The sequence below is a fragment of the Synechococcus sp. 8F6 genome (assembly GCF_002252665.1).
Classification (GTDB): domain Bacteria; phylum Cyanobacteriota; class Cyanobacteriia; order PCC-6307; family Cyanobiaceae; genus Cyanobium_A.
On record NZ_NQKZ01000001.1, the window covers coordinates 139679 to 164984 of the forward strand.

General features: G+C 67.4%; 28 protein-coding genes and 1 tRNA gene. 14 read left to right on the top strand and 15 right to left on the bottom strand.

The window, feature by feature from the left end; genetic code table 11:
• Positions 1-3: 3 nt before the first annotated feature.
• The gene (murC, locus tag CJZ78_RS00700; RefSeq protein WP_094559208.1) at positions 4-1464 is read right to left on the bottom strand and encodes a UDP-N-acetylmuramate--L-alanine ligase; all 1461 of its coding nucleotides are present in this window, start codon (positions 1462-1464) and stop codon (positions 4-6) included.
• 191 nt (positions 1465-1655) lie between these two features.
• On the opposite strand from murC, the gene gap reads away from it, so the two are divergent.
• The gene (gene gap / locus CJZ78_RS00705) at positions 1656-2678 is read left to right on the top strand and encodes a type I glyceraldehyde-3-phosphate dehydrogenase (protein WP_094559209.1); all 1023 of its coding nucleotides are present in this window, start codon (positions 1656-1658) and stop codon (positions 2676-2678) included.
• Between the two features lie 63 nt (positions 2679-2741).
• Here gap and CJZ78_RS00710 read toward each other — a convergent pair whose 3' ends face one another.
• Positions 2742-3773: a peptidylprolyl isomerase gene (locus CJZ78_RS00710; protein ID WP_233128381.1), complete on the bottom strand. Its 1032-nt coding sequence runs from the start codon at positions 3771-3773 to the stop codon at positions 2742-2744.
• A 186-nt stretch (positions 3774-3959) separates the two neighbouring features.
• Between CJZ78_RS00710 and efp the strand changes: the two genes are divergently transcribed.
• Both efp and accB read left to right on the top strand, forming a co-directional pair.
• Positions 3960-4520 carry an elongation factor P gene (gene efp, locus CJZ78_RS00715; RefSeq protein ID WP_094558977.1) on the top strand — a complete coding sequence of 187 codons (561 nt, stop codon included), beginning with the start codon at positions 3960-3962 and terminating at the stop codon, positions 4518-4520.
• A gap of 5 nt (positions 4521-4525) precedes the next feature.
• Complete coding sequence (accB, locus tag CJZ78_RS00720; RefSeq protein ID WP_094558978.1) at positions 4526-5011, top strand: acetyl-CoA carboxylase biotin carboxyl carrier protein; 486 nt, start codon at positions 4526-4528, stop codon at positions 5009-5011.
• An 18-nt stretch (positions 5012-5029) separates the two neighbouring features.
• Here the strand turns inward: accB and pdxA are convergent, their stop codons facing one another.
• Together pdxA and CJZ78_RS00735 are read right to left on the bottom strand one after the other, a co-directional pair.
• Positions 5030-6079, bottom strand: a complete 1050-nt coding sequence (gene pdxA / locus CJZ78_RS00725) for a 4-hydroxythreonine-4-phosphate dehydrogenase PdxA (RefSeq protein ID WP_094558979.1) — start codon at positions 6077-6079, stop codon at positions 5030-5032.
• 108 nt (positions 6080-6187) lie between these two features.
• Entirely contained in the window at positions 6188-7138 is a 951-nt protein-coding gene (locus tag CJZ78_RS00735; RefSeq protein WP_233128382.1) for an SDR family NAD(P)-dependent oxidoreductase, read from the bottom strand.
• 35 nt (positions 7139-7173) lie between these two features.
• Between CJZ78_RS00735 and CJZ78_RS13610 the strand changes: the two genes are divergently transcribed.
• Entirely contained in the window at positions 7174-7437 is a 264-nt protein-coding gene (locus CJZ78_RS13610) for a hypothetical protein (RefSeq protein WP_143592817.1), read from the top strand.
• Here the strand turns inward: CJZ78_RS13610 and CJZ78_RS00740 are convergent.
• Complete coding sequence (locus CJZ78_RS00740; protein ID WP_094558981.1) at positions 7383-7805, bottom strand: HNH endonuclease; 423 nt, start codon at positions 7803-7805, stop codon at positions 7383-7385. The genes CJZ78_RS13610 and CJZ78_RS00740 overlap by 55 nt on opposite strands.
• A 74-nt stretch (positions 7806-7879) precedes the next feature.
• Between CJZ78_RS00740 and CJZ78_RS00745 the strand changes: the two genes are divergently transcribed.
• Positions 7880-9469 carry a DEAD/DEAH box helicase gene (locus CJZ78_RS00745; RefSeq protein ID WP_094558982.1) on the top strand — a complete coding sequence of 530 codons (1590 nt, stop codon included), beginning with the start codon at positions 7880-7882 and terminating at the stop codon, positions 9467-9469.
• 5 nt (positions 9470-9474) lie between these two features.
• On the opposite strand, the gene CJZ78_RS00750 is transcribed toward CJZ78_RS00745, so the two are convergent.
• A complete protein-coding gene (locus CJZ78_RS00750; RefSeq protein WP_094558983.1) occupies positions 9475-9756 on the bottom strand; it encodes a hypothetical protein in 282 nt (93 codons plus the stop codon).
• Positions 9757-9856: 100 nt separating this feature from the next.
• Positions 9857-10309 (bottom strand): DUF6554 family protein, encoded by a 453-nt coding sequence (locus CJZ78_RS00755; protein ID WP_233128383.1) that lies wholly within the window; start codon positions 10307-10309, stop codon positions 9857-9859.
• Positions 10310-10453: 144 nt separating this feature from the next.
• On the opposite strand from CJZ78_RS00755, the gene CJZ78_RS00760 reads away from it, so the two are divergent.
• Positions 10454-10711, top strand: a complete 258-nt coding sequence (locus CJZ78_RS00760) for a hypothetical protein (protein ID WP_094558984.1) — start codon at positions 10454-10456, stop codon at positions 10709-10711.
• Between the two features lie 44 nt (positions 10712-10755).
• The gene (locus CJZ78_RS14775; protein WP_369802005.1) at positions 10756-11001 is read left to right on the top strand and encodes a hypothetical protein; all 246 of its coding nucleotides are present in this window, start codon (positions 10756-10758) and stop codon (positions 10999-11001) included.
• 405 nt (positions 11002-11406) lie between these two features.
• On the opposite strand, the gene CJZ78_RS00770 is transcribed toward CJZ78_RS14775, so the two are convergent.
• Both CJZ78_RS00770 and CJZ78_RS00775 read right to left on the bottom strand, forming a co-directional pair.
• Positions 11407-11478 (bottom strand) — tRNA-Gly (locus tag CJZ78_RS00770).
• A gap of 60 nt (positions 11479-11538) precedes the next feature.
• On the bottom strand, positions 11539-12690 hold the full coding sequence (locus CJZ78_RS00775; protein WP_094558986.1) for an alanine--glyoxylate aminotransferase family protein: 1152 nt from the start codon (positions 12688-12690) through the stop codon (positions 11539-11541).
• A gap of 75 nt (positions 12691-12765) precedes the next feature.
• On the opposite strand from CJZ78_RS00775, the gene cbiD reads away from it, so the two are divergent.
• The 5 genes from cbiD (at position 12766) to mrdA (ending at position 18483) form a co-directional block, all read left to right on the top strand.
• The gene (gene cbiD / locus CJZ78_RS00780; protein WP_233128384.1) at positions 12766-13947 is read left to right on the top strand and encodes a cobalt-precorrin-5B (C(1))-methyltransferase CbiD; all 1182 of its coding nucleotides are present in this window, start codon (positions 12766-12768) and stop codon (positions 13945-13947) included.
• Positions 13948-13994: 47 nt separating this feature from the next.
• Entirely contained in the window at positions 13995-15599 is a 1605-nt protein-coding gene (gene guaA, locus CJZ78_RS00785) for a glutamine-hydrolyzing GMP synthase (protein ID WP_094558987.1), read from the top strand.
• A gap of 108 nt (positions 15600-15707) precedes the next feature.
• Positions 15708-16289: a hypothetical protein gene (locus tag CJZ78_RS00790; RefSeq protein ID WP_094558988.1), complete on the top strand. Its 582-nt coding sequence runs from the start codon at positions 15708-15710 to the stop codon at positions 16287-16289.
• 50 nt (positions 16290-16339) lie between these two features.
• Positions 16340-16723 carry a hypothetical protein gene (locus tag CJZ78_RS00795; protein ID WP_094558989.1) on the top strand — a complete coding sequence of 128 codons (384 nt, stop codon included), beginning with the start codon at positions 16340-16342 and terminating at the stop codon, positions 16721-16723.
• 2 nt (positions 16724-16725) lie between these two features.
• Positions 16726-18483: a penicillin-binding protein 2 gene (gene mrdA / locus CJZ78_RS00800; RefSeq protein WP_094558990.1), complete on the top strand. Its 1758-nt coding sequence runs from the start codon at positions 16726-16728 to the stop codon at positions 18481-18483.
• A gap of 1 nt (position 18484) precedes the next feature.
• Here the strand turns inward: mrdA and CJZ78_RS00805 are convergent, their stop codons facing one another.
• From CJZ78_RS00805 to CJZ78_RS00815, 3 genes are all read right to left on the bottom strand, one after another.
• Positions 18485-19621: a glycosyltransferase family 1 protein gene (locus CJZ78_RS00805; protein WP_094558991.1), complete on the bottom strand. Its 1137-nt coding sequence runs from the start codon at positions 19619-19621 to the stop codon at positions 18485-18487.
• A 16-nt stretch (positions 19622-19637) separates the two neighbouring features.
• Positions 19638-20831: an NAD-dependent epimerase/dehydratase family protein gene (locus CJZ78_RS00810; RefSeq protein ID WP_094558992.1), complete on the bottom strand. Its 1194-nt coding sequence runs from the start codon at positions 20829-20831 to the stop codon at positions 19638-19640.
• A gap of 99 nt (positions 20832-20930) precedes the next feature.
• A complete protein-coding gene (locus CJZ78_RS00815) occupies positions 20931-21761 on the bottom strand; it encodes a thiazole synthase (protein ID WP_094558993.1) in 831 nt (276 codons plus the stop codon).
• Between the two features lie 58 nt (positions 21762-21819).
• Here CJZ78_RS00815 and CJZ78_RS00820 point away from each other — a divergent pair, with 58 nt between their 5' ends.
• Complete coding sequence (locus CJZ78_RS00820) at positions 21820-22437, top strand: hypothetical protein (RefSeq protein WP_233128385.1); 618 nt, start codon at positions 21820-21822, stop codon at positions 22435-22437.
• A gap of 19 nt (positions 22438-22456) precedes the next feature.
• Here the strand turns inward: CJZ78_RS00820 and CJZ78_RS00825 are convergent, their stop codons facing one another.
• From CJZ78_RS00825 to rpmI, 3 genes are read right to left on the bottom strand one after another with little or no spacing between them, the layout of a single operon-like run.
• Entirely contained in the window at positions 22457-22999 is a 543-nt protein-coding gene (locus CJZ78_RS00825) for a tetratricopeptide repeat protein (protein WP_094558994.1), read from the bottom strand.
• Positions 23000-23018: 19 nt separating this feature from the next.
• Positions 23019-23366: a 50S ribosomal protein L20 gene (rplT, locus tag CJZ78_RS00830; protein WP_094558995.1), complete on the bottom strand. Its 348-nt coding sequence runs from the start codon at positions 23364-23366 to the stop codon at positions 23019-23021.
• Positions 23367-23419: 53 nt separating this feature from the next.
• On the bottom strand, positions 23420-23617 hold the full coding sequence (gene rpmI / locus CJZ78_RS00835) for a 50S ribosomal protein L35 (RefSeq protein WP_094558996.1): 198 nt from the start codon (positions 23615-23617) through the stop codon (positions 23420-23422).
• A 77-nt stretch (positions 23618-23694) separates the two neighbouring features.
• Here rpmI and CJZ78_RS00840 point away from each other — a divergent pair, with 77 nt between their 5' ends.
• Entirely contained in the window at positions 23695-25293 is a 1599-nt protein-coding gene (locus CJZ78_RS00840; protein ID WP_233128386.1) for a SpoIID/LytB domain-containing protein, read from the top strand.
• The last annotated feature ends 13 nt before the right edge of the window (positions 25294-25306 follow it).

Here is a 25306-nt window from a genome sequence, read left to right on the forward strand (position 1 = left end):
GGGTCAGGCCGCCAGGGCGGTGTCCGCGTCGGCCGTGCTGCCATGAGCACCTGGTTGCCATTGGCCGAGGCGATCCCAGAGGCTGTTGACATCGCCTGCCCCCATCGCCAGCACCAGGTCGCCCTCGCGGCTGGCGCTGGCCAGCTGGGCTGCCAGTTCCTCGAGGCTGCCGGCCACTTGAACCGGCAGCTGCGGCGCCCGTTTGCGCACAGCGTCAGCCACCGCCGCGCTGCTGATGCCCGGGATCGGGGCCTCACCGGCCGCGTAGAGGGGCGCGATCAGCACGGAATCGGCCTCGCTGAGGGCCGCGGCGAAGCCCTCCAGAAACTGGGCTGTGCGGCTGTAGCGATGGGGCTGAAACACCGCCACCACACGCCGAGGCGCCACGGGCAGGGAGCTGCATCCGCTCGTCACCATCAGGCGGGCCATGGCCAGGGTGGCCGCCACTTCGCTGGGATGGTGGGCATAGTCGTCGACCACCAGCCGGCCTTCCCAGAGCCCGCGGAAATCAAAGCGACGCCCGGGGGTTTTCAGGGCGGCGACGGCCTGGCGCAGCTCGGCAAACGACACCCCCTCCAGCCGGCAGGCGGCCATGGCGGCGACAGCATTGCTGAGGTTGTGGCGGCCGGGCAGGGGCAGCTCGAAGCAGCCCACCGCGACGCCGTCTTCGTAGAAGTCGGCCACGGTGCCGTCCCCACGCTCTTCGCGGGCAATCGCGGCAAACGAGACCCCTTCAGACGTTTCGATCGACCACCAGTGCGCCGGTTTGAACCGTTCCCGCAGGATCGGACAGTCCCGGTTGGCCAGCAGTCGCTCGGTGTTGCCGGCAAACCGCTGCAGGGTATGGATCAGGGCCTCGAGGTCGGGGTAGTGGTCGGTGTGATCAAGCTCAACGTTGGTGAGCACGCCCAGGGAGGCGCGGAATTTCACCAGCGATCCATCTGATTCATCAGCTTCGGCCACCAGCAGGCGCCCTTGCCCATGGCGGCCATTGCTGCTGAAGGCGGGCACGATGCCACCGATCACGGCGGTGGGGTCGTGGTGGGTGGCGGCCAACAGCGTGGCCACCAGAGAGCTGGTGGTGGTTTTGCCATGGCTGCCAGCCACGGCGATCGAAGCCTGGCTGTTGATCAGGGCGGCCAGCACATCGGAGCGATGGCAGATGGCCAGCCCCACGCGACGGGCTTCGACCAGCTCCGGATTGGTCTCCGGAACGGCGGAGCTGATCACCACCCGGGGAGCGACGGAGGTGCCGCTGCGGATTGCAGCCACGGTGGCGGCGCTCTGCTCGAGGAACACCCGCACGCCCAGCCGGCGCAGGCGGTCGAGCACGGCGTGATCGCGGGGATCCGAGCCGCTTACCGCATAGCCCCGTTCCGCCAGGATCCCAGCCAGGGCCGACATGCCGATGCCGCCAACCCCGATGAAATGAAGCGGCTGGTGGCGATCGAGCAGGGGTGCCAAGGGCAACTCCGGTTCAGGGCTTCGGTGAGCACGAAACTAAGCCGACAACGGCCCGTAAACCTTTACGAGATGCTGCGCGTCTGTGCATGGTCCGTCGTGAACGCCCCGTTTGCAAGAGGGGAGAGCGGATCAATTTCTGTATGATTTGCAGCCAAAACCACCTTCGCTAGCGGCTTTTGCCGTTTTCGGCCATGACTTTGCGCGTTGCGATCAATGGATTTGGCCGGATCGGTCGCAACTTCACGCGCTGCTGGCTGAGCCGTGGGGCCAATACCGGCATCGAACTAGTGGGCATCAATGGCTCCGGTGACACCAACACCAACGCCCACCTGCTCAAGTACGACTCGATGCTGGGCCCCCTGCGGGGCGTTGACGTCACCACGACCCAAGACACGATCGTTGTCAACGGCAAGACGATCAAAACCTTCTACGACCGCAACCCTGCCAACCTTCCTTGGAAGGAATGGGGCGTCGATCTGGTGATCGAGTCCACCGGCGTGTTCAACGACGATGTGGGAGCCAGCAAGCACTTTGAAGCTGGTGCCAAGAAGGTGATTCTCACGGCTCCCGGTAAGGGAGCCAAAGTCGGCACTTTTGTTGTCGGCGTCAACGCTGATCAATACCGCCACGAAGACTGGGACATCCTCAGCAATGCCAGCTGTACCACCAACTGCATGGCTCCCGTCATCAAGGTGCTGGACCAGGAGTTCGGCATCATCAAGGGCACGATGACCACCACCCACAGCTATACCGGCGACCAACGCATTTTGGATGCGGCCCACCGCGACCTGCGCCGTGCCCGTGCCGCTGCGGTGAACATCGTGCCCACCAGCACCGGGGCCGCCCAGGCTGTGGCGTTGGTCTACCCGCCGATCAAGGGCAAGCTCAGCGGCATTGCCATGCGGGTGCCAACCCCCAACGTGTCGGTGGTCGACATGGTGCTCGATATCAGCCGCGACACCACCAAGGATGAAGTGAACGCTGTGCTCAAGGCGGCATCGGAAACGTCCATGAAGGGCATCATCAAGTACTGCGATCTGCCCCTGGTGTCAAGCGACCACGGTGGCACTGATGAATCCACGATCATCGATTCTCTTCTCACCCTGGTGATGGGCGGCAATATGGTCAAAGTCATCGCCTGGTATGACAACGAATGGGGTTACAGCCAGCGCGTTGTCGATCTCGCCGAAATCGTTGCCAAGAACTGGAAGTGAGTTGAGCCGATCAGCTCTGGTTCAAAGCCGCCCCACAGGGCGGCTTTTTCATGCCCGTTCGTTTCAGCCTTGGGGCTTGAGGTTTTCGCCACCTGCCAGCACCCGAGCTTTGACGATCCCGTCATCGGCGGTGAGTTCCTCGAGCACGTCAAAGCCATCCACTACATAGCCAAAGGCGGCGTAGCGGCCATCGATCAGATTGAGGCCGGCGGGGGTCAGTTCCGGTTCGAACAGAAACAGGAAGAACTGGGAGGAACCATCGTCGAGCACTTCGTCGGAGTGGGCCCAACCGAGGGTGCCCTTGGTCGAGAAGGGCAGCTCCGGGGCAGCCTTGAACAGGCCCAGGTCTTCGAAGGTCTCGTTGTAGAAGGGCGCCGGCTGACCGGGAACCTTGATCTCCAAGGGGACTCGGCGCTCGGATTTGGTGTTGGGGTCGATGAATCCGTCTTCCGGGCCGGCTGGATCACCGGTTTGCAGCACGTAAAAGTCTTCGGCGCGGATGAAGGGCAGGCCGTCGTAGAAGCCGCGCTGCACCAGATCCACGAAGGCGCCGGCGGTCAGGGGCGCGTTGTAGCCGTCCACCACGGTGGTGAGGTCGCCCTTGGTGGTGGTGAGCTGCACGGTGGCCCGGCCCAGCAGCCGCGGCAGACCAGCAAATTCGGCTGGAATCTCAAAGGGGAAGGGGCCCACCAGCAGGTCTTCCGCGTCCCCGATCGTGGCGAGGGCATCGCGGCGGGCGGCCAGGAAGGGATCGCGTTCCTGCTGTTCGGCGGCCGCGGCGAGCACCTGCAGCTGGTCTTCCAGCTGGTCGAGCAGGGTGGCGGCCTGGGGTCTGGTGTCGTTGGAGAAGCCCTCCAGGATGGCGGCCTTGCGGGTGCCGAGCAGGGAGCCGCAGCGCCGCACCGTGCTGTTCAGGGCTGGCCAGCGCTTGGCCCGGAGGTCGTCGCTGGTGCTCTCCAGCCGGTGCTGGAGATCCTGCAGGTTGGGGGCCTGGATCGGCAGGGCATTGCGCAGCAAAGCCGCCGGATCGGAGACGGCATTGCCCTGGGGCAGGGCTGCCCAGGCGGCGGGGGCTGACAGCGTCAGGAGCACCATCAGGCTGATCAGGCCGGCCCATATAGGCGCCCATCCGGACCGATGCGTCCACCCGGATTGGCGCCGTGCCATGGCAATGCTGTGTTGTTGAGCGGACTTTGGCACAACTCTCCAGCCCTCGGGATGCCCGGCGTCGGGCCCGCTCTGGTAGCCAGCCGTACAATCGCCCAGATCTGAACTGCCGGAATGATCTCCAGCAACGACTTTCGCACTGGTACTTCAATTGAGCTGGATGGCCAGGTCTGGAGGGTCGTTGAGTTTTTGCACGTGAAGCCCGGCAAGGGATCGGCTTTCGTGCGCACCAAGCTCAAGGCGGTGCAGAGCGGCAACGTTGTGGAAAAGACCTTCCGGGCGGGCGAGATGCTGCCCCAGGCCGTGCTCGAGAAGAGCACCCTCCAGCACACCTACATGGAGGGCGACGACTACGTGTTCATGGACATGGGCACCTATGAGGAAACCCGGCTCACCGCCAAGCAAATCGGTGACAGCCGCAAGTACCTCAAAGAGGGCATGGAGGTGAACGTGGTGGCGTGGAACGGCAAGCCTCTCGAGGTGGAGCTTCCCAACTCGGTGGTGCTCGAGATCACCCAGACCGATCCAGGCGTCAAGGGCGACACCGCCACCGGCGGTACCAAGCCCGCCATTGTCGAAACCGGAGCTCAGGTGATGGTGCCCCTGTTCCTCTCGATCGGCGAGAAGATCAAGATCGACACGCGCACCGACAGCTACCTCGGTCGGGAGAACTGATCGCCATGCAGCTCAACCAAGACCAGCTACACCAGCTCCTGGCCCTTCTGGGAGACAGTGACATCCAGGAATTAAAGCTCGAGGGCGACGATTTCCGTCTGGAGGTGCGTCGCAATCTCCCCGGCGTGGCACCGGCGGCGGTGGTTCAGGCCGCAGCGGCTCCTCCCCAAGCGATGTCACTGCCCGCGGCCGCTCCCCTGCCCGCCACCCCTTCAGCCCCGCCTCCGCCCGCCGCGGCCAGCCGCGGCGATCTGCTGGAGGTCACGGCTCCGATGGTGGCGACGTTCTATCGGGCCGCGGCTCCTGGCGAGCCTCCGTTCGTGGAGGTGGGTGCTCGCATCAAGGTGGGCCAAACCGTCTGCATCCTCGAGGCGATGAAGCTCATGAACGAGCTCGAGTCGGAGGTGGGTGGCGAGGTTGTCGAAATCCTGGTGGAAAACGGCACCCCAGTGGAATTTGGACAGGTGCTGATGCGGGTGCGGCCGGCCTGATCGGTTGCGCTTAAATCCTCAGCCCAGATCCCGGGCCGTGCGCAGGGCTGCCGTCATGCTGTCGGCCCGGGCCAGGCCCTGGCCGGCGATGGCGAAGCCGGTGCCGTGATCCGGCGAGGTCCGCAGAAATGGCAGGCCCAGGGTGGTGTTCACCGCCGCATCAAAGGCCAGCAGCTTCACCGGAATCAGGCCTTGGTCGTGATACAGCGCCAGGTACCCATCCGGTCCCGAGCCTGAGCCCCTCCAGGCGCTTGCTGCGCTGAGCCAGCAGGTGTCGGGCGGCAGCGGCCCCTCCAGCCGCACCTGGGGATGCCGCTGGCGCCAGGCGTCCAGGGCCGCTTCCAGCCAGGTGGATTCTTCGCCGCCCAGTTGACCCACCTCCCCCGCATGGGGATTAAGCCCGGCCACCACCAGGTGGGGGGAGGCGCTGAAGCGCTGGCAGAAGGCCAGCAGGGCATCGAGCTTGCGCTGCACCAGGGCTGCATTGAGCTGCAGGGGCACGGCGGCCAGGGGGATGTGGGTGGTGGCCAGCAGGGTGTTCAGGCGCCACTGGCCTACGGGCGCCAGGGCGGTGAACAGCATCGAGGCCTCCGGGCTGCCCGTCAGTTCGGCCAGCCGCTCGGTCTGGCCTGGGTAGGTGTGACCCGCGGCGTGCCAGCTGGCCTTGGCGATCGGCGCGGTGACCAGGGCCTGGCAGCGACCGCTTTGCACCAGCTCGACGGCGTCGGTGAGCCAGGCGAAGCTGGCGTCTCCGCAGGCCGGCGTGCTGAGGCCAGGCCGGCAGGCCTCCGCCAGGGGCCTGTCGATGATCTCGAGCTCAGCGGGATCCCGCAGCGGTTCGAGGCCGTTGCTGGCAGCTGCGTGGCGGCGCAACTGCTGGTAGCTGGTTTCCAGCCAGCGGCGACAGCCCACCAGCAGGGGCTGGCGGGCCTCGGCTGAGCACCATTCAGGATGGGCCAGGGCTTTGAGGATCACCTCGGCGCCGATGCCGGCGGGATCCCCCAAGGCAATGGCCAGCCGGACGGGCCTGGGGTTGGATGGGGCCTGGCTGCTGGTGGACGAGCCCATGCTGCGCTGGTTGGTGCTGGGGGGGTTGGTGCTGGGTCTGGGGACGGGATTCAGCAAGGGCTGGCTTGAGCTGCGCTGGGGTCGCTTGCTGGGCGACCTGGGCTTGCCCTATGTGGCGGATCCTGGTGATCTGGGGGACTGCCCGCCCCCCCGGCCTTCAGCCGCTCCTGCTCCCCCTTCCTCAGCCAGGCAGGCTCGGTAGCCCTCCCGGTAGCTGGGGTAGCGCAGCACGTAGCCGAGGCTCTGGTGCAGCAGCTGGTTGCTGGCTCTCCGGTTTTCGGCCCAGAAGCTGCGGGCCATGGGTCTCATGCTGGCGGCAATGGTGTCGTAGCGCTCCATCGGCGGCAGGGTTTGCCCCAGCAGGTGGGCGGCGTAGCCCAGGGTCTCGCTGGAGGGGCAGGGGCAGTCGTCGGCCACGTTGACCACAGGCGGGCGTTGCTCCAGCAGCAGGTTGAGGCAATGCAGCAGGCAGCCGACGATGTCATCCACGTGCACGCGCGAAAACACCTGGCCGGGCTTGTGGATCAGGCGGCTCTGGCCGGCCCGTAGGGCCGTAAACGGCGAGCGGCCGGGGCCGTAGATCGCCGGCAAGCGGAACAGCTGCACAGGCAGCCCACTGGCCAACCAGGCCTGCTCCGCCTCGAGGCGGAGCAGGCTGCGGCCGGCTCGGGCGGGGGTGGGGGCGGTTTCGTCCACCCAGGCCCCGCCGGTGTTGCCATAGACGCCGGTGGTGGAGAGGTAGCCCAGCCACTGCAGTGGCAGCTCCCGCAGCATCGGCCCCAGCAGCCGCAGCACCGGATCGCCCAAGCCCGGCTCCGGGGGCACCGACACCACCACGTCGGTGGTGTCGGCCAGGGCTGCGGCTGGCGGCAGGACGAGCGCTTCGGGATCGCTGTTGAAGGGGAGCCAGGCCAGGCCGCCCGCGTCTGGGCGCGGTTGACGGCTGGTCAGCTTGACCGCCATGCCCTGCTGGCGGGCTGCCCTGGCGAGACGCACACCGGTGTAGCCACCGCCAATCACCAGCAACCGCCGCTCGGACTTGACAAGCTCCTGCGTCATGAGTACATCTGTATCAACGCTTTGCAATGCTCGCCATGACAGCTTCTCTCGCTCCCACTTCTCTGACTCCGGCTTCCCTCTCCCGTCCCCGCATCGCCCGGGTCTCCCGTTCCCTGCGCAGCCAGTCTGGGCCGTTGTCCGCCTCCCCGTCGCGTCCTGCTGCTTCGGGTGTCATGGTCCCGGCGGCCCTGGCCGCGGTGTTGCTGGTGGTGGCGGTGGTGCTGGCCCCCGAGCGGCCCCAGGATCAGGAAGCCATCTGCCAGCGCCACAACGGGGTGGACGCCTGTCGCGTTTGGTGAGGCCCTGGAGCCGCCTGGGGCTGGTCGGGATGGGCCCACTGCAACAGGCGTAGGGCTAGGCGCAGATCTCCGTCGGTCCAGGCCCGGATGGCCATGGCGCGGCGCGGGTCGTAGAAGGGCTGGCGGCGATACCACTCAAAGGCGTCGGCGTCGCCTTTGTGGCCGTTGCAGGCCAGGCAGGCCGGTACACAGTTTTCGGTCACGCTCAGACCGCCCCGGCTTTGGGGATGCACGTGGTCGATGGATTCCGACCGCTCGCCGCAATAGATGCAGCGTTGGTCGGTGGCGTAATGCAGGGATTGGCGCCAGCGTCTGACGCGCAACTTGGGGCAGAGATCTTCAAGGAAAACCGCATCCCTGGCCTGCATCGGCGCGTCTCGGTTGGCGGCAGTTTGCCCCCAGCGTCTGGGCTGTCAATGTGTCGAGGGTTGCACTTCCGCGGATGCGCTGTCTGCTGCGGTTGGGGGCGACGGGCCAGATCGAGGTGGTCAGTCCCTACGACGCGGTGACCCAGGCCCAGTTGCGGGCGATTCGCCCCCGGGGCGTCTGGTCGGGCCGGCAGCGCTGTTGGCACTTTCCCCTGGAGGCCGCCCCAGCGCTGCAGCGGGTGCTGGCGGGCCGCTTCCCCGTGGAGCCCGAGCTGGCCCAGTGGCTGGCCTGGATGGAGCAACCGCTGCCCCCTCTGCCACTCCACCGGCAGCTGGTGGCGGCGGCCGATCTGCAGCGGCCCTTGCCGGATGGTCGTCAGCTGTTTGCCCACCAGCGGGCGGCGGTGCGGTGGTTGCTGGCCCGGCGTGGGGCGGTGCTGGCTGACGCCATGGGCCTCGGCAAGACCCTCTCCGCTCTGGCGGCAGCCCGGGCGATGGTGCGGCTGGCGGATTTCCGCATCCTGGTGATTGCCCCGGTTGGTCTGCATGGCCATTGGCAGAGCGAGGCGGCGGCCCTCGGCCTGCGGCTGGAGCTGCACAGCTGGGCGCGCCTGCCGCAGGCGCTGCCCCCGGCTGGCACCGTGCTGATTGCAGACGAGGCCCATTACGCCCAGAACGGCCAGACCCGACGCAGCCAGGGGCTGTTGCGGTTGGCCCGTCACCCCCGCTTGCGGGCCATCTGGCTGCTGACGGGGACTCCGATGAAAAATGGCCGGCCGGCCCAGCTGTTTCCACTGCTGGCCGCCATCGGCCATCCCCTGGCCCGCGACCAACGGTCCTTCGAGGAGGTGTTCTGTCAGGGCCACTGGCGCGAGCAGGGGGGACGCCGCCTCTGGCAGGCCAGTGGCGCCAGCCATCTCGAGGAGCTGCAGCGGCTGGTTCGGCCCCTGGTGCTGCATCGGCGCAAGCAGGATTGTCTCGATCTGCCCCCCAAGCACCGGCAGCTGTGGCCTGTGGCGTTGGACGACCTCCAGGCCCGTGGCTTTCAACACCGCCTGCAGATCAAGGTGGACGACTACCGCCGCCGAGCAGCTAGCGGTGAGGTGCGCCGCGATGCCGAGGTGTTGGCGGTGCTGACGGCCCTGCGCCAGATCGGCTCCGACTACAAGCTGCCGGCCACCTGCTCGTTGGTGGCGTCGTTGCTGGCCCAGGGCGAGGCGGTGGTGGTGTTCACCGCTTTCGTGGCCACCGCCCAGTTGCTGCATGGCCGTTTCGCCGCCAGTGCACTGCTCACCGGGGCCCTGCCGCCGGCCCAGCGGCAGGCGCAGGTGGATGCCTTTCAACGGGGCGATCACCCCCTGCTGATTGCCACCTATGGCACCGGCGGGCTGGGCTTCACGCTGCATCGGGCCCGGCATGTGGTGTTGGTGGAGCGCCCCTGGACGCCGGGTGATGCGGAGCAGGCCGAAGATCGCTGCCACCGCATCGGCATGGGAGCCGCCCTGACCAGCCACTGGTTGCAGTTGGGGGTGGCCGATCAGTTGGTGGATGGCTTGATCGCCAGCAAGGCCGAGCGCATTGCCCTGTTGTTGCAGCGCCGCCCCCATCAGCTCGAGCGCCGCAGTTTGCCGGCCATGGTGCGCGATCTGATCGATCGCTGGTAATGGTTTCAGCGGCCGGGGCGTGGTTCCCGGCAGAGCTCCTGGCGCAAGGTCAGATCGGTGCGCAGCTGGGGGTCGAGGCGGTTGGCCGGCAGCGCGCGGGCCAGGGCTGCCGCCCGGGCGATGTCGGCGCAGGCGGCCACCTCGTTGCCCGCCAGGCTGTGCAGCAAATAGCGGTCGTTCAGCGGGGCGGGGTTGGTTGGGAAGGCGGCCACCACGGCGTCGCAGCGGCGGATCTGCTCGGCCAGCTGGTCGAGCTGCACGGCCTGGAGACAGTCATCGCTGCGCACCTGCCGCTGGGGCAGGGGTTCCTCCGCACAGCCCGTGGCCAGGAGCAGCAGCCCGCTCAGGCCGGCCAGGCTGATGCGCCGCCATGGGTCATGGGCCGACCTATTGCCCGAGTCGATCGCTGCGGGTGACGCCGCTGGGGGCCGTGTTGGTGCTGGCCTCTGGCTTGGGTTCGGGCTTTGTGAACAGGTCACCGAGATACCGGCCGCAGTCGGGAAAGACACTGGGGTTCTGGACCACCGCTTCGGTGATCATCACCGCGGCGTGCTCCGGCGAGGTCTTGAACAGCTTGTCGCTCTGGCGCTTGATCACGGCATAGGCCGCATCCCAGCTCACCTGATGGTTGTTGCCGCTGTTGCGCATGAAGCAATAGATCTGGGCGCCCTTGCCACCGGGCCCGGCGTTGGCGGCAGCGGTGTTGTTTTCCGCTGTCTGGGCCCGAACGGGCAGGCCACCGAGGCCCAGTCCCGCACCACCAAGGGCGCTGATCAGGCCCACGCGGAGCAGGGCCCGGCGCAGCCGAGGACACAGCGGAGAAGACAGGCTCAGAGCCATGGCTGGGGGCAACGTCGAACAACCTGGCCCCAACGTATCGATCGGCCCGGCCTGGGTCGAGCCCTGGAGCAGCAGTCTGGTCTTGGCTTGGTCTTGGCCGTGGCGGCTGGGTGTGTTGTCATCGGTTCCTCTGCTCGTTGCACCGTGGTTTCTGAGTCCGTGTCCTTCCGCATCAGCCGCAACGCTGAAGATCTGGCCCACACCGTGCATGCCCTGTCGCAGCGGTTGGTGAAGTTGGAGCAGCGCCTGGAAGCCCTGGAGCTGCAACTGGATCGCCAGGTCGAACGGGATCCGCAGGAGATCAGCAGTCTCGACAATGTGGAGCGGTTGTTGCTCGACTGCCGCGCCCTGCTCGAGATGGCAGAGCCGGCCGAGGACGTGTCCTACGCGACGGCAGCTTGAACACGGGGGCTGGCCAGCGGTGTCACAATGGGAAGAAAGTGGACATGGCTTACCCCACTGCATCTCATCCGGGTCCGTCTCACCTTGGCTCCCAGCACGGATCCTCCAGCCGTTTCACCCAAGCTTCTCGCCCTGGATTTCCCCCCTCGTCTGGTGAGGGAGAGCATCAGTTGGAGAAACTAGAATTTGCCCTGGCTGTGGCCCTCACCCGCGGCGATCTTCAGCGCTCCCAGGCTCTGAGAGATCAAATTGCGGCATTGGGTGGCAATCAGGAAGAGCCCGGTACGTGATGGCTGATCCCGTGGCCTGAGAGCCCATCCAGGCCACGGTTTTGGGGTTCGCCCTTCTTGGCGACAACTTTTGACAGCAGGCGTTGCGATGACAGCTATTTTTTCCACGCCCATGCGATCGCCATCGGCAGCTCCCATTCCTGACGAGCGTCGCGGCCAGCTGAAGCAAGCCATTCGAGACAATGAGGCCCGGGCTCAGCTCGCGGCTGAACAGGGGGATCTGGCTCAGTCTGCGCGCTTCATTTTGGCGGCTTTGGACGGTGAACGCCGCATGGCATCAACGGGTCCCCAGGTGCTGCAACTGATCAAGCCCCGGAGCTGAGGTGCTTTGTTGCTTGTATCAGATTGTTGCTTGAATCCGGCGCTATTTCTAACGACTGCGAAATAAAGCTGTTTGCGAACCGAAGCGGGTGACCGGACTCGAACCGGCGACGTTCAGCTTGGGAAGCTGACATTCTACCACTGAATTACACCCGCAGAAGTGAAGTAAAGCTGTTTGGAATTTGCTTCACTTCACCAATGTACCCGGTCAGGACATCAGCCGGCCAGAGCTGCTGCGCAGGCGGCCACGCCAGCGCCTGGTGTGCCCTTGTGCAGGCCCAGATCGGCGAGGGTGGCTTCGATGGCGGCCACGGCGGTGAGCACGTCGCGATCGCACACGAAGCCCAGGTGGCCGATGCGGAACACATGACCCTTGAGATGGTCCTGGCCGCCGGCCAGCAGGATGTCGAACTTCTCCTTCACGGCCTTGCGCAGGGCCTCGGCGTCGATGCCCTCGGGGGCCACGGCGGTGATGGCGGGGCTGCCCGTGCCCTCAGCGGCGTAGAGGGGCAGGCCGATGGCCTTCATGCCGGCCTGGGCGGCGGCGCGGTGGCGGCTGTGGCGGGCAAAGATCGCCTCCAGTCCCTCGGTCTGCATCATCTCCAGGGCCGCCTCGAGGGCGAAGTAGAGGTTGATGGCGGGCGTGAAGGGGTTGCTGTCGGCTTGGGCCGATTTGCGGTACTTGCCCAGATCCAGATAGAACTTCGGCAGGTCGGAGCGCTCGTAGGCGGCCCAGGCGCGCTCGCTCATGGCCACGAAGGCCAGGCCCGGCGGCATCATGTAGCCCTTCTGGGAGCCGGATCCGATCACATCGAGGCCCCAGGCATCCATCGGCACGTTGCAGGCGCCGAGGCTGGTGACGCAGTCGGCAATCGTGAGTGCCGTGCCATGGGCACGCACGTGCTCGGCGATGGTTTCCAGGTCGTTGATCACGCCCGTGGAGGTTTCCGAGTGGGTGAGGATCACCGCCTTGATCGCCTTGGCGGTGTCGGCCTCCAGGGCAGCGCGGAAGGCCTCGGGATCGAGGGGCTGGCCCCACTCAGCCTTGATCACCTGCACATCCAGGCCATAGGCCTGGGCCACCTTCACCCAACGCTCACCGAATTTGCCGTTGTCGCCGCAGAGCACCGTGTCGCCCTTGCTCAGCACGTTGATGATCCCGGCTTCCATGGCGGCGGTGCCGCTGCCGGTGATCACCAGCACGTCGCTGCTGGTTTGATGCAGCCACTGCAGCTGCTCGGTGGTGCGCTTGACGATCTTCTGAAAGTCGGCGCTGCGGTGGCCGATCGGGTGGCGGCCCATCGCCTGCAGGACGGTTTCCGGCACCGGGGTTGGGCCGGGGATCATCAGGGTGAGCTTGTCCTGCATGGGTAGGGGGGCGCTGCGGCGGGCGGCGGCGGACCGCACAATCGACCACCATAAAAAACAGTGCTCCCCAGGCCCTTGGCCGAGTCGATCCAACCCCAGAACACCGCCGGGGATTTCACCGGGGGCTACACCGGGGGCTACACCGTGCCGGTGTGGCTCACGGCGGCGGCGAGGGCAGCCCTGCTGACCCTGCGCAGTGAACCCTGGGAGCGGCTCCAGCTGCTCTGGCTTGATCCTGCAGCCGCCCCTGGTGCACCTGGTAGCGAGCCCCGGCACGTGCCGGTGGAGGCGGCTGCCCCCCTGGCGGATGGCTGGGTGCTGGCCATCGCCCGCTGCGATCCCGGCCCTGGCGTGCTCGATCTCACCCGCGACCTGGCCCTGTGGGTGCTGCTGCGTTGGCAGGAGGGGCCCGGCGACTGGCTCACCTTGCGGGCCGGCGCGGGCGTGGGGGTGCTGCAGGCCAGCGGCGAGCCCTGTCTGTCGACCTATGCCCGCCAGTTGCTGGAGGTCAATCTGCGCCCCCTTGTGCCGCCGGGGCGTCGTTTGGAGCTGCAGGTGGTGATTCCCGAGGGCCGCCGGCTGGCGGAGCGCACCAGCAACGCCGCCTTCGGGGTGGTGGAGGGCCTGGCCCTGATCGGCACCCAGGCCGAGGTGCAGCGCAGTGCCGCCCCCGATCAGCTGGAGGCGGCTCTGGCGGCGCTGCGCCAGCGAGCGGCAGCTCCGCAGTTCGCTGGCGATCTGGTGCTGGTGATCGGCGAGAACGGCCTCGATCTGGCGCCGCGTCTGGGCTTGCCGCCCGAGCTGGTGGTGAAGGCGGGCAACTGGCTCGGCCCGTTGTTGGTGGCCGCGGCGGAAGCGGGGGTGCAACGGCTGCTGCTGCTGGGCTACCAGGGCAAGCTGATCAAGCTGGCCGGGGGCATCTTCCACACCCATCACCACCTGGCCGATGGCCGCGCCGAGGTGCTCACGGCCCTGGCGGCCCTGGCGGGCCTGGGGGGTGAGGCGCTGCAGGCCCTGCACGACGCCCCCACGGTGGAGGCGGCCCTGGCCGAGGTGGCCCAGCGCGATCGCCCCCGGGCTGATCAGCTCCGCCAGCGCATTGCCGCGGCGGTGGAGCAGCGCAGCCAGCGCTACCTGGCCCGCTATGGACAGGAGTCGATGGCGGTAGGGGCGGTGTTGTTTGATCGGTCCCGCCAGATCTGCGGCCAGGGCCCGGTGGGTCTGGATCTGCTCACGGCGCTGCGGGGTGTTGCCTGAGGGCGCCGCCTAGTGTGGTCCGAATGCCCCTGGGCCCAGCGTTGTCGATGTCTCAAACCGCGTCTCCCCGGCTCGACGCCGCCTCCCAGTCGACGCGCCATCCGGCGATTGTGATCCTGGATTTCGGCTCCCAGTATTCGGAGCTGATCGCCCGGCGGGTGCGGGAAACGGAAGTGTTTTCCCTGGTGATGGCTTACACCACCACCGCCGAGGAGCTGCGGGCGATTGCGCCGAAGGGGATCATCCTCAGCGGCGGCCCCAGTTCGGTTTACGAGGCGGGTGCGCCGGTGTGCGACCCCGGCATCTGGGAGTTGGGCATTCCGGTGCTGGGGGTTTGTTACGGCATGCAGCTGATGGTGCAGCAGCTGGGCGGCTCGGTGGTGGCCGCTGGCCGCGCCGAATACGGCAAGGCGCCGCTGCATGTGGATGATCCGGTGGATCTGCTCACCAACGTCGACGACGGCTCGACGATGTGGATGAGCCATGGCGACTCGGTGCAGCGCCTGCCGGAGGGGTTTGCGCGCCTGGCCCACACCGACAACACGCCCGAAGCGGCGGTGGCCGATCACCAGCGCCGGCTGTATGGCGTGCAGTTTCACCCCGAGGTGGTGCACTCCATCTGCGGCATGGCGATGTTGCGCAATTTCGTGTACCACATCTGTGGATGCGAAGCCGACTGGACCACTGCCGCCTTCATCGACGAAGCGGTCGCCGATGTGCGCGCCCAGGTGGGCGACAAGCGGGTGCTGTTGGCTCTTTCGGGCGGCGTCGACTCCTCCACCCTCGCCTTTTTGCTGCACAAGGCGATCGGTGATCAGCTCACCTGCATGTTCATCGACCAGGGTTTCATGCGCAAAGGCGAGCCCGAGTTTTTGGTGGAGTTCTTCGACAAGCGTTTCCACATCAACGTCGAATACATCAACGCCCGTGAGCGCTTCATCAGCAAGCTCGATGGCGTGACCGATCCGGAGGAGAAGCGCAAGCTGATCGGCACCGAGTTCATTCGCGTCTTTGAGGAGAAGAGCAAGCGCCTCGGTCCCTTCGACTACCTGGCCCAGGGCACCCTCTATCCCGATGTGATCGAGAGCGCGGGCACGGGCATCGACCCGAAAACCGGTGAGCGGGTGGCGGTGAAGATCAAGAGCCACCACAACGTGGGCGGCCTGCCCAAGGATCTGCAGTTCAAGTTGGTGGAGCCCCTGCGCAAACTGTTCAAAGACGAGGTGCGCAAGGTGGGCCGCAGCCTGGGCCTGCCTGAGGAGATCGTCGGCCGCCACCCCTTCCCGGGGCCGGGTCTGGCGATCCGCATTCTGGGCGAGGTCAACAGCGAGAAGCTCAACATCCTGCGCGATGCCGACCTGATCGTGCGTGAGGAGGTGAAGGAAGCTGGGCTCTACAACGAGATCTGGCAGGCCTTCGCCGTGCTGCTGCCGGTGCGCAGCGTGGGCGTGATGGGCGACAAGCGCACTTATGCCTTCCCGATCGTGCTGCGCTGCGTGTCGTCGGAAGACGGCATGACGGCGGATTGGTCACGCCTGCCCTACGACCTGCTGGAGACCATCTCCAACCGCATCGTCAATGAGGTGAAGGGCGTCAACCGGGTGGTGCTCGACATCACCAGCAAGCCCCCCGGCACAATCGAGTGGGAGTAGGGGGGTGGGAGTAGCCCCGGCGGTCGACGTTCGATACCATCGGCTCCCAGCCCAGCCGTCGTGACTGCCGCCTCCGCGCCCCCCAGCTCGACACCCCCGGATCCCGACATGCAGCGCCGGTTGCAGCAGGACAGCATCGTGCTGGGCGGGAAAACGGTTTACCTCAACCCCTTTCTCTACTGGCGCCGCTTCGACGCCAACACCGACCGATGGCTGCGGGAGCCCGGTCAGTTGATGGAGGATCAGATCGCCAGCAATCGGGCGCGCTTCTACCCCGAGATCGACTGGGAGTTGCTTGATGACGCCGAACGGGCTGCCAAGGATGGCGCCGTGGAGATGTTTCTCAAGAGCCTGGAGCTGATCAGCACCTTCAACCCCGAGCTCACGGCCGGCCACCTGCTTGAGGTGGAGCGCAAGATGGCGGTCACCAAGAAGAAGTCGTTTGAGCGCTGGGTGGCCCGCTCCCTGCGCCGGCGCCAGCAGGAGGAGGACAAGGCCCGGCGCCGCTTCGATCGGGAGCGCACCCTGCGGGCCTGGGGCGAGTGGCTGGCCTTGGATGTGACCCGCCAGGCCCTGGTGCCGCTGGCCTCGCTGCTGGTGATCGCCGTGGGGGCAGGCTGGTGGTGGGGCAGCCAGCAGAATTGCCGCCAGGTGATCGTCGATCCGGGCATCCAGCGCCCGGCTCCCTAACGCCGACCCGGCGCGCGTCAGACTGGAGGCCCTGTGCCTGGATCGCCGCCATGGCCACCGACCCCCTCGATGCCCTCCGGCTCACCCTCATGCAGGACGTGCTGCCCGTGGGGCTGGCCGTGGTGGAGCGGGCCCGCAAAGGCGGTGCCCAGGAGGTGATGGCGGCCTTCGATGGCCGCTCCGCCGATCCCCTCGGCACGTTGCGCCAGGAAGGGGAGCCCGCCGCCAGCGAGCTGCGCCAGGGGCTGGATCGTGTGCGGCCCGGCCTGGGCAATCCCGTGATGAAGGTGGAGGTGCACGATGTCGCTGCTGAAACGGCTGATCCCCAGGACGCCCTGGAGCTGCAGCACGGGTTGGCCCGCATTGCCGAGCGGTTGGAGCAGCTGGAGCAGCGGCTCGGCAGCCCAGAGCGTTTGGCCGCCGGCAGCAACTGATCATGGCGTTTGGTCCGGCAGCGTCGCGCCACACCGGCATGGGCCGTCAACCGGCCGTGTTGCTGGTGGTGGTGGTGCTGTTCAGCAGCGCCATGGTGGCGCGCCTGGCCTGGCTGCAGCTGGCCCACGGCGCTGAGAACCGCGCCCGGGCTGATGAAAACCGGATCCGGTTGATGCCCCGCAATCCGATCCGGGGCCGGCTGTTAGATCGCCATGGCCAGGTGCTGGCCACCAGTCGCCTCACCTACAACCTCTACATCCAGCCCCGGGAGGTGGGCGATGCCCAGTGGCCGGCCCTGCGGGAGCGGCTGGCGGCGGTGATCGGCGTTGCGCCGTCCCAGCTGGAGGAGCGGCGCCGCAGCGGCGCCAATGCGGAAGGGTTTCGCATCCCCCTGGCCAGTGGCCTCAAGCCCGAGCAGGTGCTGCGCTTCCGCGAGCAGGCCAACGGGCTGACGGGCGCCGAGGTGGATGTGGACATCCTGCGCAGCTATCCCCATGGCCGGCTGGCGGCCCACGTGCTGGGTTACACCAGCGGCATCACGGAGGAGGAATACGACCAGCTACAGGTCAAGGGCTACCGGATCCGCGATCGGGTCGGCCGCAGTGGGATGGAGAAGCAGTTTGAACGCCACCTGCGCGGCGAGTGGGGTGGCCAGCAGGTGGAGGTGAATGCGGCGGGCCAGGTGCAGCGGATCCTGGGGGAGAAGCCCGCCCGGGCCGGCAAGGACCTGCGCCTCACCCTCGATCTGGCCTTGCAGCAAGCGGCGGAGCGGGCCCTCGATGGGGTGCGCAAGGGGGCGATCGTGGCGCTCGACCCCCAGACCGGGGCGATCCGGGCCCTGGCCAGCCGCCCCAGCTTCGATCCCAACGTCTTTTCCCCCGCTCCCAGCTCCAGCCAGTGGGCCAAGCTCAACGCCCCGGATTCGCCCCTGCTCAACCGCGCCTTCCAGGGCTTCCCCCCCGCCAGCACCTTCAAGATCGTCACCTCCGTGGCGGGGCTGGAATCGGGCCGCTATGCGGCCGATTCCAAGGTGATGACGATGAATTCGTTCTGCTACGCCGGCCTCTGCTACGGCGACCATGGCGCCCATGGGGCCATCGGCTTTCCCTTCGCCCTAGCGGTGAGCAGCAACACCTTCTATTACCAAGTGGGGCTGAAAGTCGGCCCCGATGAGCTGTTTAAGGCGGCGCGTCGCATGGGCTACGGCCGGGTCACCGGCGTGGAGCTGGTGGAGGAGGAGACCCCAGGGCTGCTGGGTGATCAGGCCTGGAAACGGGAGGTGCTGGGTGAGGGCTGGACGCCGGTCGACACCATCACCTCGGCGATTGGCCAGGGGGCCCTGCAGGTGACCCCGATCCAGATGGCCCGGCTCTACGCCGCGGTGGCCAATGGCGGCTGGCTGGTGACGCCCCACCTGGTGGAGCGCCCCACCGAACGCACCTGGATCGGCCTCAAGCCAGCCACCCTGCAGGTGCTGCGCGATGGCCTGCGTCAGGTGGTCACCAACGGCACCGCCACCCTGCTCAACGATCCCAGCCTGCCGCCGGTGGCTGGCAAGACCGGCACCGGCGAGGATCCTCCCCGGCCCGACCATGCCTGGTTCGGCGGCTATGCGCCGTCCGACAAACCCACCTTGGTGATCATTGCCTTCGGGGAAAATTCCGGCGGCTATGGCGGCACCGTGGCGGTGCCGATGGTGAAGGCCCTGATGATGACCTGGTTCCGAGGCAGCCTGCCCAGCGCGGCCGCCCGAACCTGATTCAGGCCACCAGCTGCAGTTTCGGTTGCTCCAGCAGCGTGCGGTAGTAGCCGCGCAGCTGCTCGGTGGCCCCGGCCCAACCCCAGCGTTCGGCTTCCTCGCGGGCGTTCTGGCGCAATTGGGCCCGTTGGCTCGCATCCCCGAGCAGGCGTTCCACGGCGGCGGCCAGGCTGCCCTCCTGGTTGGGCTCGTACAGACAGCCGTTCACCCCGTCACTGACGATGTCGGGAATGCCGCCCCGGTTGGCGCCCACCACCGGGCAGCCTGCAGCCATGGCTTCGAGCAGCACCAGCCCCAGGGTTTCGGTGCTCGACGGGAACAGGAAGGCATCACCGCTGGCGTAGGCGGCCGCCAGATCTTGGCCGGCCAGGTAGCCGACGAAATGGGTGGGGGTGCCGGCAAAGATCTTTTCCAGTTGCTGGCGGTAGGGGCCGTCGCCCACCAGGGCCAGGCGCGCATCGGGCATGGCGTCGAGCACCGGCCGGATCCGCTCGATCTGCTTCTCGGCCGAGAGGCGGCCGATGTAGAGCAGCAGCTTGCCCGTGTCGCGCTGGCCGTTGAGCAGCCGTGCCCGCATGGCGTCGGAGCGCAGCGAGGGCTGGAACAGCTCGGTGTCGACACCGCGTTGCCACAGGTCGGTGTGCTGGATGCCCTTCTCGCTTAGTTCCTGCACCATCGCTGTGGAGGTGCAGAGGTTGAGGCGGGCCTGGTTGTGGGCGGCCTTGAGCAGCTCCCACAGCAGGGGCTCCAGCATGCCCATGCCGTAGTGCTCGAGGTACTTGGGCAGGTGGGTGTGATAGCTGGCCACCAGGGGGTAGGCCTTGGTTTTCGCCAGCCAGATGCCGCCCAGGCCCAGCACCGCCGGGTTCACCACGTGCACAAGGTCGGGCTGGAAGCGATCGAGGGCTTCGGCCACCGCTGGCCGCGGCAGGGCCAGTTTCAGCTCGGGGTAGAGGGGCAGCGGCATGGCCGGCACCCCCACCACCCGGGCTCCCATGTAGGTGTCCGGCGCGCCTTCGGGACAGAAGATCAACACTTCATCGCCGGCGGCCACGAGGTGCTGCACCGTCTTGGTGAGGCGCGTGACGATGCCGTCCACCTTGGGCAGGAAGGTCTCGGTGAAAAAGGCGATCTTCAAGGGTGGGGGGCCGGCGTCAGACCGTTTGGATGGCCTGGGCCTGGGTGCGGGTCCAGGCGGACTGGCAGGGGATGCGGCTGCGGTCGCAGCGGTCGGCCCAGCGGCGGGCCACATCCACCACCTCCGCCAGCAGGCCGTCGTCGAGGGTGGTGGGGTTGAGGCCCAGCTCGATGAAGCAGCGGTTGTCGACGATCAGGTCGTTTTCGACGGCCTCATTGCGGGGGTTGGGCAGGTAGTTGAGCTCGGCACCCGTCAGGGCGGCCACCTTGCGGGCCAGTTCACCCACCTGGTGGCTCTCGGTCATCTGGTTGAAGATCTTGACCCGTTCGCCCCGGGCTGGCGGGTTCTCCAGCGCCAGCTGCACGCACTTCACCGAGTCGCGGATGTGGATGAAGGCGCGGGTCTGGCCGCCGGTGCCATGCACCGTGAGCGGGTAGCCGATGGCTGCCTGCATCAGGAAGCGGTTGAGCACGGTGCCGTAGTCACCGTCGTAGTCGAAGCGGTTGGTGAGGCGCGGATCCCGCTCGGTGGCTTCGGTGTTGGTGCCCCAGACGATCCCCTGGTGCAGGTCGGTGATGCGGATCTGGTCGTTTTTGTTGTAGTAGAGGAAGAGCAGCTGATCCAGCGTCTTGGTCATGTGATAGACGCTGCCCGGGCTCGCCGGGTGCAGGATCTCCTCCTCGAAGCGGCTGCCATCGGGCTGGGGCACCTCCACCTTGAGATAGCCCTCGGGGATGGTGGCGCCGCGGTGGGAGCCGTAGCCGTACACGCCCATCGTGCCCAGGTGCACGATGTGGATGTCGAGGCCGCTCTCCACAATGGCGGCCAGCAGGTTGTGGGTGCCGTTGACGTTGTTGTCGACGGTGTAGCGCTTGGTGGCGCTGCTCTTCATCGAGTAGGGCGCGGCCCGCTGCTCGGCAAAGTGCACGACTGAATCAGGGCGCTCGGCCACCAGCAGATCCACCAACCGCTGGTACTCATGGGCAAGGTCGAGGTGCACGAAGCGCATCGGCTTGCCGCCCACTTGCTCCCAGGCCTTGAGGCGGTCGCCCATGGTGGCGATTGGGGTGAGCGAGTCGACCTCCAGGTCGACATCGATCTTGCGGCGGCTGAGGTTGTCGATGATCACCACCTCGTGGCCCGCATCGGCGAGGTTCACCGCGCAAGGCCAACCACAGAAGCCGTCGCCACCGAGAACGAAGACCTTCATCCCAACCCCCATTCCGACCTCATTCCGAAAAACCCCAGACCCCTGCAGGACGAGCGGATGCTCTGCCTCGCAAGCTACTACAGGCGTTCGGCAGGGAGCTCAGCTGCCCACCCGACCGGCGCTGGGGGAACTGGCGCTGGCCTGGCCCCGGACCGGCAGCCGGCCGGCGTGGAAGGCCGTGCGGCCGGCTTCCGCCGCCAGGGCCATGGCGCGGGCCATGGCCGGGGGATCGCCCGCCAGGGCGATGGCGCTGTTGATCAGCAGGGCGTCGGCCCCCATTTCCATCGCTTGGGCAGCCTCACTGGGCACACCGATGCCCGCGTCCACCACCACCGGCACCGTGGCGTTTTCGATGATCAGGGCGATGTTGGCGGCGTTGCGGATCCCCTGGCCCGAGCCGATCGGTGAGCCCAGCGGCATCACCGTGGCGCAGCCCGCCTCCTCCAGCCGCTTGGCCAACAGCGGATCGGCATTGATGTAGGGCAGCACGGTGAAGCCCTCCTTCACCAGTTGCTCGGCCGCCTCAAGGGTGCCGAAGGGGTCGGGCAGCAGATGCTTCGTGTCGGGGATTACTTCCAGCTTCACAAACGTGTTGTCTTCCTGGCCGGCCAACTTGGCCAGTTCCCGCCCCAGGCGGGCTACGCGGATCGCTTCCTCGGCAGTGGCACAGCCGGCGGTGTTGGGCAGCATCCAGATCCGCGTCCAGTCGATGGCGTCCATCAGGCCTTCATGGCCGGCGGCCTGGCTTTGCACACGCCGCACCGCCACGGTGACGATCTCGCAGGCGCTGGCGGCCAGGCTGGCTTGCATGGCCTGCAGGCTTGGGTACTTGCCGGTGCCGGTCATCAGGCGGCTGCGGAAGCGGCGACCGCCGATCACGAGCGGATCCCGGTCGGTGTGCGGATCGCTTGGACGGACGGGGGTGACCACGGAGCAGGCCCAGATCTCGGCAACGGTCCTAGCCTCCCATCAGTTGGTAACCCTTGTCGTGTCCATCGCCGTGCTTCGGGCCGCCTGGCCGTTGGCTGCTCTGCCCCTGGCTGTTCTGCCCCTGGCGGCGTCTGCCGCGATGGCCGCCACCCCCCTGGCCAGCGACGCATTTGTGCCGTTCACGCCCCCTGTTGCGTCAATTCTGGGCGGTGAGTCGCTCAGCGGCCTCGGTGGCGCCGAAACCTTTGATCCTGTGGCCAGAGCTCAGCTGTTGGCGCGGGAGATGCCGCTCAACTGGAGCGGGCGCTATCAGTCGTTTGGCCAGTCCCAGGCCGTCAACGCCGAGCTGCGGTTGGCCAGTGTTGTGCCGATGGGCCAGATGATTGACCTACGCGGTGAGCTCACGCTGGGCGGGGTCACCACGCCGGTGCAGGGCAATCTCAATGCGGAGTCGGACCAGCTCGATTTATTGATGCTCTGCCAGTGCGAGGTGGCAGGTCTCGAGCCCGGCGGGGTGTTCACGGGCTTGCAGGGGCTGCAGCTGTCCGGTTGGCAGGCCCCTCGGCTCACCAACCCAGGCGGGCGTTTGGATCTGAGCCCGGTGAGCGCCAGCAGCGCAGGCAGCCCTGGCGGGATGGGCAGTGCTTCTGGTGCAGCGGTGCGCGGACTCTGGTGAGCCCAGGGGATTGGCCGGTTCAGGCGGCTTGGTTGAGGCCAGCCTTGCGCTCGAGCAGCTTCAAGCGTTTGCGCGCTGTTTTGTTGCTGGCATCCAGGGCGATCACCTGCTCGTAGGTGGCCCGGGCTTCTTCAAGCTTGAGCTGCTTTTCGAGGGCGTAAGCCAAATTGTTGAGCGCCACGGGATAGGCCGGCTTGGCCTCCAGGGCCAGGCGGTAGTGGCGAAGGGCGCCCTTGTAGTTGTTTTGGGCAGCTAACGCAAAACCCAGGGCGTTTTGGATCACGGCCTGGGCTTCGGGAGGTTCCTTGGAGGCTTCAGCCTTTTTCAAGGCCTGTTTCAGAGACTCGGCCGCCTGACCGTAGAGCCGCTTGCGCAGTTGGACGGAGCCGAGTTCGTAGAGCGTTGCTGCATCGGAGGGCTTGGCTGCATCCTTCTGTTCCAGCTTGGCGAGGGTGACCTCATCGGCCCGCACCCGCCAGATCTGACGGGCCACCACCACAGCGGCGACCCCGAGGAGAACAATCAGCCCAATCAGGTAGGCCTGCGGCAGGAGGGCGTCCAAGGAGACCTACGGGTGAAACTCAGTTGTTGGCGGCACCCACCACGCTGGTGAAGCTGGCCGGATCGACCACGGCGAGCTGGGCCAGCATCTTGCGGTTGATGCGCACGTCAGCCTTTTTCAGACCCCCCATCAGGCGGCTGTAGCTGAGGCCGTTGAGGCGGGCGGCGGCGTTGATGCGGGCAATCCACAGACGGCGGAAGTCGCGCTTGCGGCGGCGACGGTCGCGGTAGGCGTTGCACAGCGCCTTCATCACCCGCTGGTTGGCGGTGCGGAAGAGGGAGCCGTTGCCGCCGCGGAAGCCGCGGGCGAGGCGAAGGATCTTGTTACGGCGTTTGCGGGCAACGTTGCCCCTCTTGACGCGAGCCATGGCAGGGAATCAGAAAAAATAAAAACTTGAGGATGCGGCGGCGGGCCTGCAGGTCAGGCGTAGGGGAGCATGGCGCTCACGTTGTCTGCATCGCGCTCGTCAACCACTGCCATGGTGCCCAGGTAGCGCTTGCGCTTGGGGCTCTTGTGGTCGAGCAGGTGGCTGCGGAAAGCCCGACGACGCAGGAACTTGCCGCTGCCGGTGGCCTTGAACCGCTTGGCGGCTGCTTTGCGGGTCTTGAGCTTCGGCATGTCTCGCGTCGCGGCGGGCACAAACAGGCAGAGTACGACGTGGCAGTGCCTTCCACCAAGACCCCCGACCCACCGCGATGCCCTCCTCCCGGATCTCCCCGCCCCAATTGCTGATGCCGGCGGCGGTCTGGATGGGTTCGCTGCTGCTGGCCGGGGGCTGTCGGGCGGCGGTGCCTCCGGTCCCTTCGGCCGTGGTGCCCCCCTCTGCTCTGCATTGGCCCGTACCGCCGCCGCCGGCGGTGGCCGCTGCCTCACCCGTGCTCTGGGTGGCCCTGGCGGCCCATCTGCGCCCGCCGGCTCCCCTGGAGCTGCGCAGTGCCGCCGGCAACCTCACCCTGCAAACCGCCAGCGGCCAGCGGTTTCAGGCGCCCCAGCTGCAGTTGCACTGGCGCAGCGAGCCCCTGGCTGAACCCCTGACCCTGCGGCGCCAGGTGTGGGGCCCCTTCGCCAGTCATGAAAGTGCCCAAGAGGCTGCAGCCCGCTGGCGCCAGGCCGGAGCCAGCCCGGTGATCGCCCATCCGGGGGAGTGGGAGGTGTGGGCCGCTGCCGATGCGCCGGTGCCTGCGGGGGTGACCGTTCGCCGGCTGGAGCAGCTGCAGCGCCAGCGCCTGGTGTTGGAGCTGCGGCGCCCCGCTGGCCCGCTGCTGCTGGAGGGTCCGCTGCGACTCGAGGCGCCGGGGGGCCTGCGCTGGCAGGGGGGCGTGTTTGCCGGCCCGTTCCGGCTGCAGAGCGATGCCTACGGCAGCTGGACGCTGGTGGAGGAGGTGCCCCTGGAGCGCTATCTGCTCGGCGTGGTTCCCCACGAGATCGGGGCCGGTGCTCCCCCGGCCGCCTTGGCAGCCCAGGCGGTGCTCGCCCGCACCTGGGCCGTGCGCAACCAGGAGCGGTTTGCGGTGGATGGCTACCACCTCTGCGCCGACACTCAGTGCCAGGTGTATGGCGATCCGCGCCAGGCCGGTGCGGCGGTGCGCCAGGCGATCGGGGCCACCCGCCACCAGGTGTTGGCCTGGCAAGGCGCCCCGATTCATGCGGTGTATCACGCCACCAACGGCGGCATTGCGGCCGGGTTTGAGGAGGTGTGGAGCGGCGACGCGCTGCCCTACCTGCGGCCGCGGGTGGATGCTTCGCCTGCTGTGCAGGCTCGCGTCGCCCTACCCCTAGATCCGGCCGGCGTGCCGGCGGCCCTAGCTGCCACCGCCCGGGCCTACGGCTTCGACCATCCCCGCTTCCGTTGGAGCCGCAGCCTCGATGCCGCCCAGATCCAGCAGGCACTCAGCCGTGCCGCCCTGCCACTGGCTGCCCCCACCCGTGTGGCGGTGCTGCAGCGGGGCCCCAGCGGCCGGGTGCTGGCCTTGGAGATCGAGGCGAAGGGCTCGGCAGGTGCCCCGCAGCGCCAGGTGCTGCGCCGCGATGCCATCCGCCGCACCCTGCGGCAGTTGCCCAGCACGTTGTTTGTGGTGCGGCCTGATGGTTTGGGGCGCTGGCGCTTTGAGGGCGGTGGTTTTGGCCATGGCGCCGGTTTGTCGCAGGCCGGTGCCATCGATCTGGCCCGGCGTGGCTGGAGCCTGGCGCGGATTCTCGAGCACTACTACCCGGGCACCAGTCTGCAGCCCTTGGGCGCCTTGCCAGGTGCGAACCCCACGGGGCCCAACAGCCCTGCCGCAAGCTCCCCTTAGAGTTTGGCCACTT

Bases quoted from the DNA above. Each gene is read 5' to 3' on its own strand.
- gap (WP_094559209.1), top strand. From the start codon at position 1,656: ATGACTTTGCGCGTTGCGATCAATGGATTTGGCCGGATCGGTCGCAAC.
- CJZ78_RS00710 (WP_233128381.1), bottom strand. From the start codon at position 3,773: ATGGTGCTCCTGACGCTGTCAGCCCCCGCCGCCTGGGCAGCCCTGCCC.
- efp (WP_094558977.1), top strand. From the start codon at position 3,960: ATGATCTCCAGCAACGACTTTCGCACTGGTACTTCAATTGAGCTGGAT.
- accB (WP_094558978.1), top strand. From the start codon at position 4,526: ATGCAGCTCAACCAAGACCAGCTACACCAGCTCCTGGCCCTTCTGGGA.
- pdxA (WP_094558979.1), bottom strand. From the start codon at position 6,079: ATGGGCTCGTCCACCAGCAGCCAGGCCCCATCCAACCCCAGGCCCGTC.
- CJZ78_RS00735 (WP_233128382.1), bottom strand. From the start codon at position 7,138: ATGACGCAGGAGCTTGTCAAGTCCGAGCGGCGGTTGCTGGTGATTGGC.
- CJZ78_RS13610 (WP_143592817.1), top strand. From the start codon at position 7,174: ATGACAGCTTCTCTCGCTCCCACTTCTCTGACTCCGGCTTCCCTCTCC.
- CJZ78_RS00740 (WP_094558981.1), bottom strand. From the start codon at position 7,805: ATGCAGGCCAGGGATGCGGTTTTCCTTGAAGATCTCTGCCCCAAGTTG.
- CJZ78_RS00745 (WP_094558982.1), top strand. From the start codon at position 7,880: ATGCGCTGTCTGCTGCGGTTGGGGGCGACGGGCCAGATCGAGGTGGTC.
- CJZ78_RS00755 (WP_233128383.1), bottom strand. From the start codon at position 10,309: ATGGCTCTGAGCCTGTCTTCTCCGCTGTGTCCTCGGCTGCGCCGGGCC.
- CJZ78_RS14775 (WP_369802005.1), top strand. From the start codon at position 10,756: ATGGCTTACCCCACTGCATCTCATCCGGGTCCGTCTCACCTTGGCTCC.
- CJZ78_RS00775 (WP_094558986.1), bottom strand. From the start codon at position 12,690: ATGCAGGACAAGCTCACCCTGATGATCCCCGGCCCAACCCCGGTGCCG.
- guaA (WP_094558987.1), top strand. From the start codon at position 13,995: ATGTCTCAAACCGCGTCTCCCCGGCTCGACGCCGCCTCCCAGTCGACG.
- CJZ78_RS00790 (WP_094558988.1), top strand. From the start codon at position 15,708: ATGCAGCGCCGGTTGCAGCAGGACAGCATCGTGCTGGGCGGGAAAACG.
- CJZ78_RS00795 (WP_094558989.1), top strand. From the start codon at position 16,340: ATGGCCACCGACCCCCTCGATGCCCTCCGGCTCACCCTCATGCAGGAC.
- mrdA (WP_094558990.1), top strand. From the start codon at position 16,726: ATGGCGTTTGGTCCGGCAGCGTCGCGCCACACCGGCATGGGCCGTCAA.
- CJZ78_RS00810 (WP_094558992.1), bottom strand. From the start codon at position 20,831: ATGAAGGTCTTCGTTCTCGGTGGCGACGGCTTCTGTGGTTGGCCTTGC.
- rplT (WP_094558995.1), bottom strand. From the start codon at position 23,366: ATGGCTCGCGTCAAGAGGGGCAACGTTGCCCGCAAACGCCGTAACAAG.
- rpmI (WP_094558996.1), bottom strand. From the start codon at position 23,617: ATGCCGAAGCTCAAGACCCGCAAAGCAGCCGCCAAGCGGTTCAAGGCC.
- CJZ78_RS00840 (WP_233128386.1), top strand. From the start codon at position 23,695: ATGCCCTCCTCCCGGATCTCCCCGCCCCAATTGCTGATGCCGGCGGCG.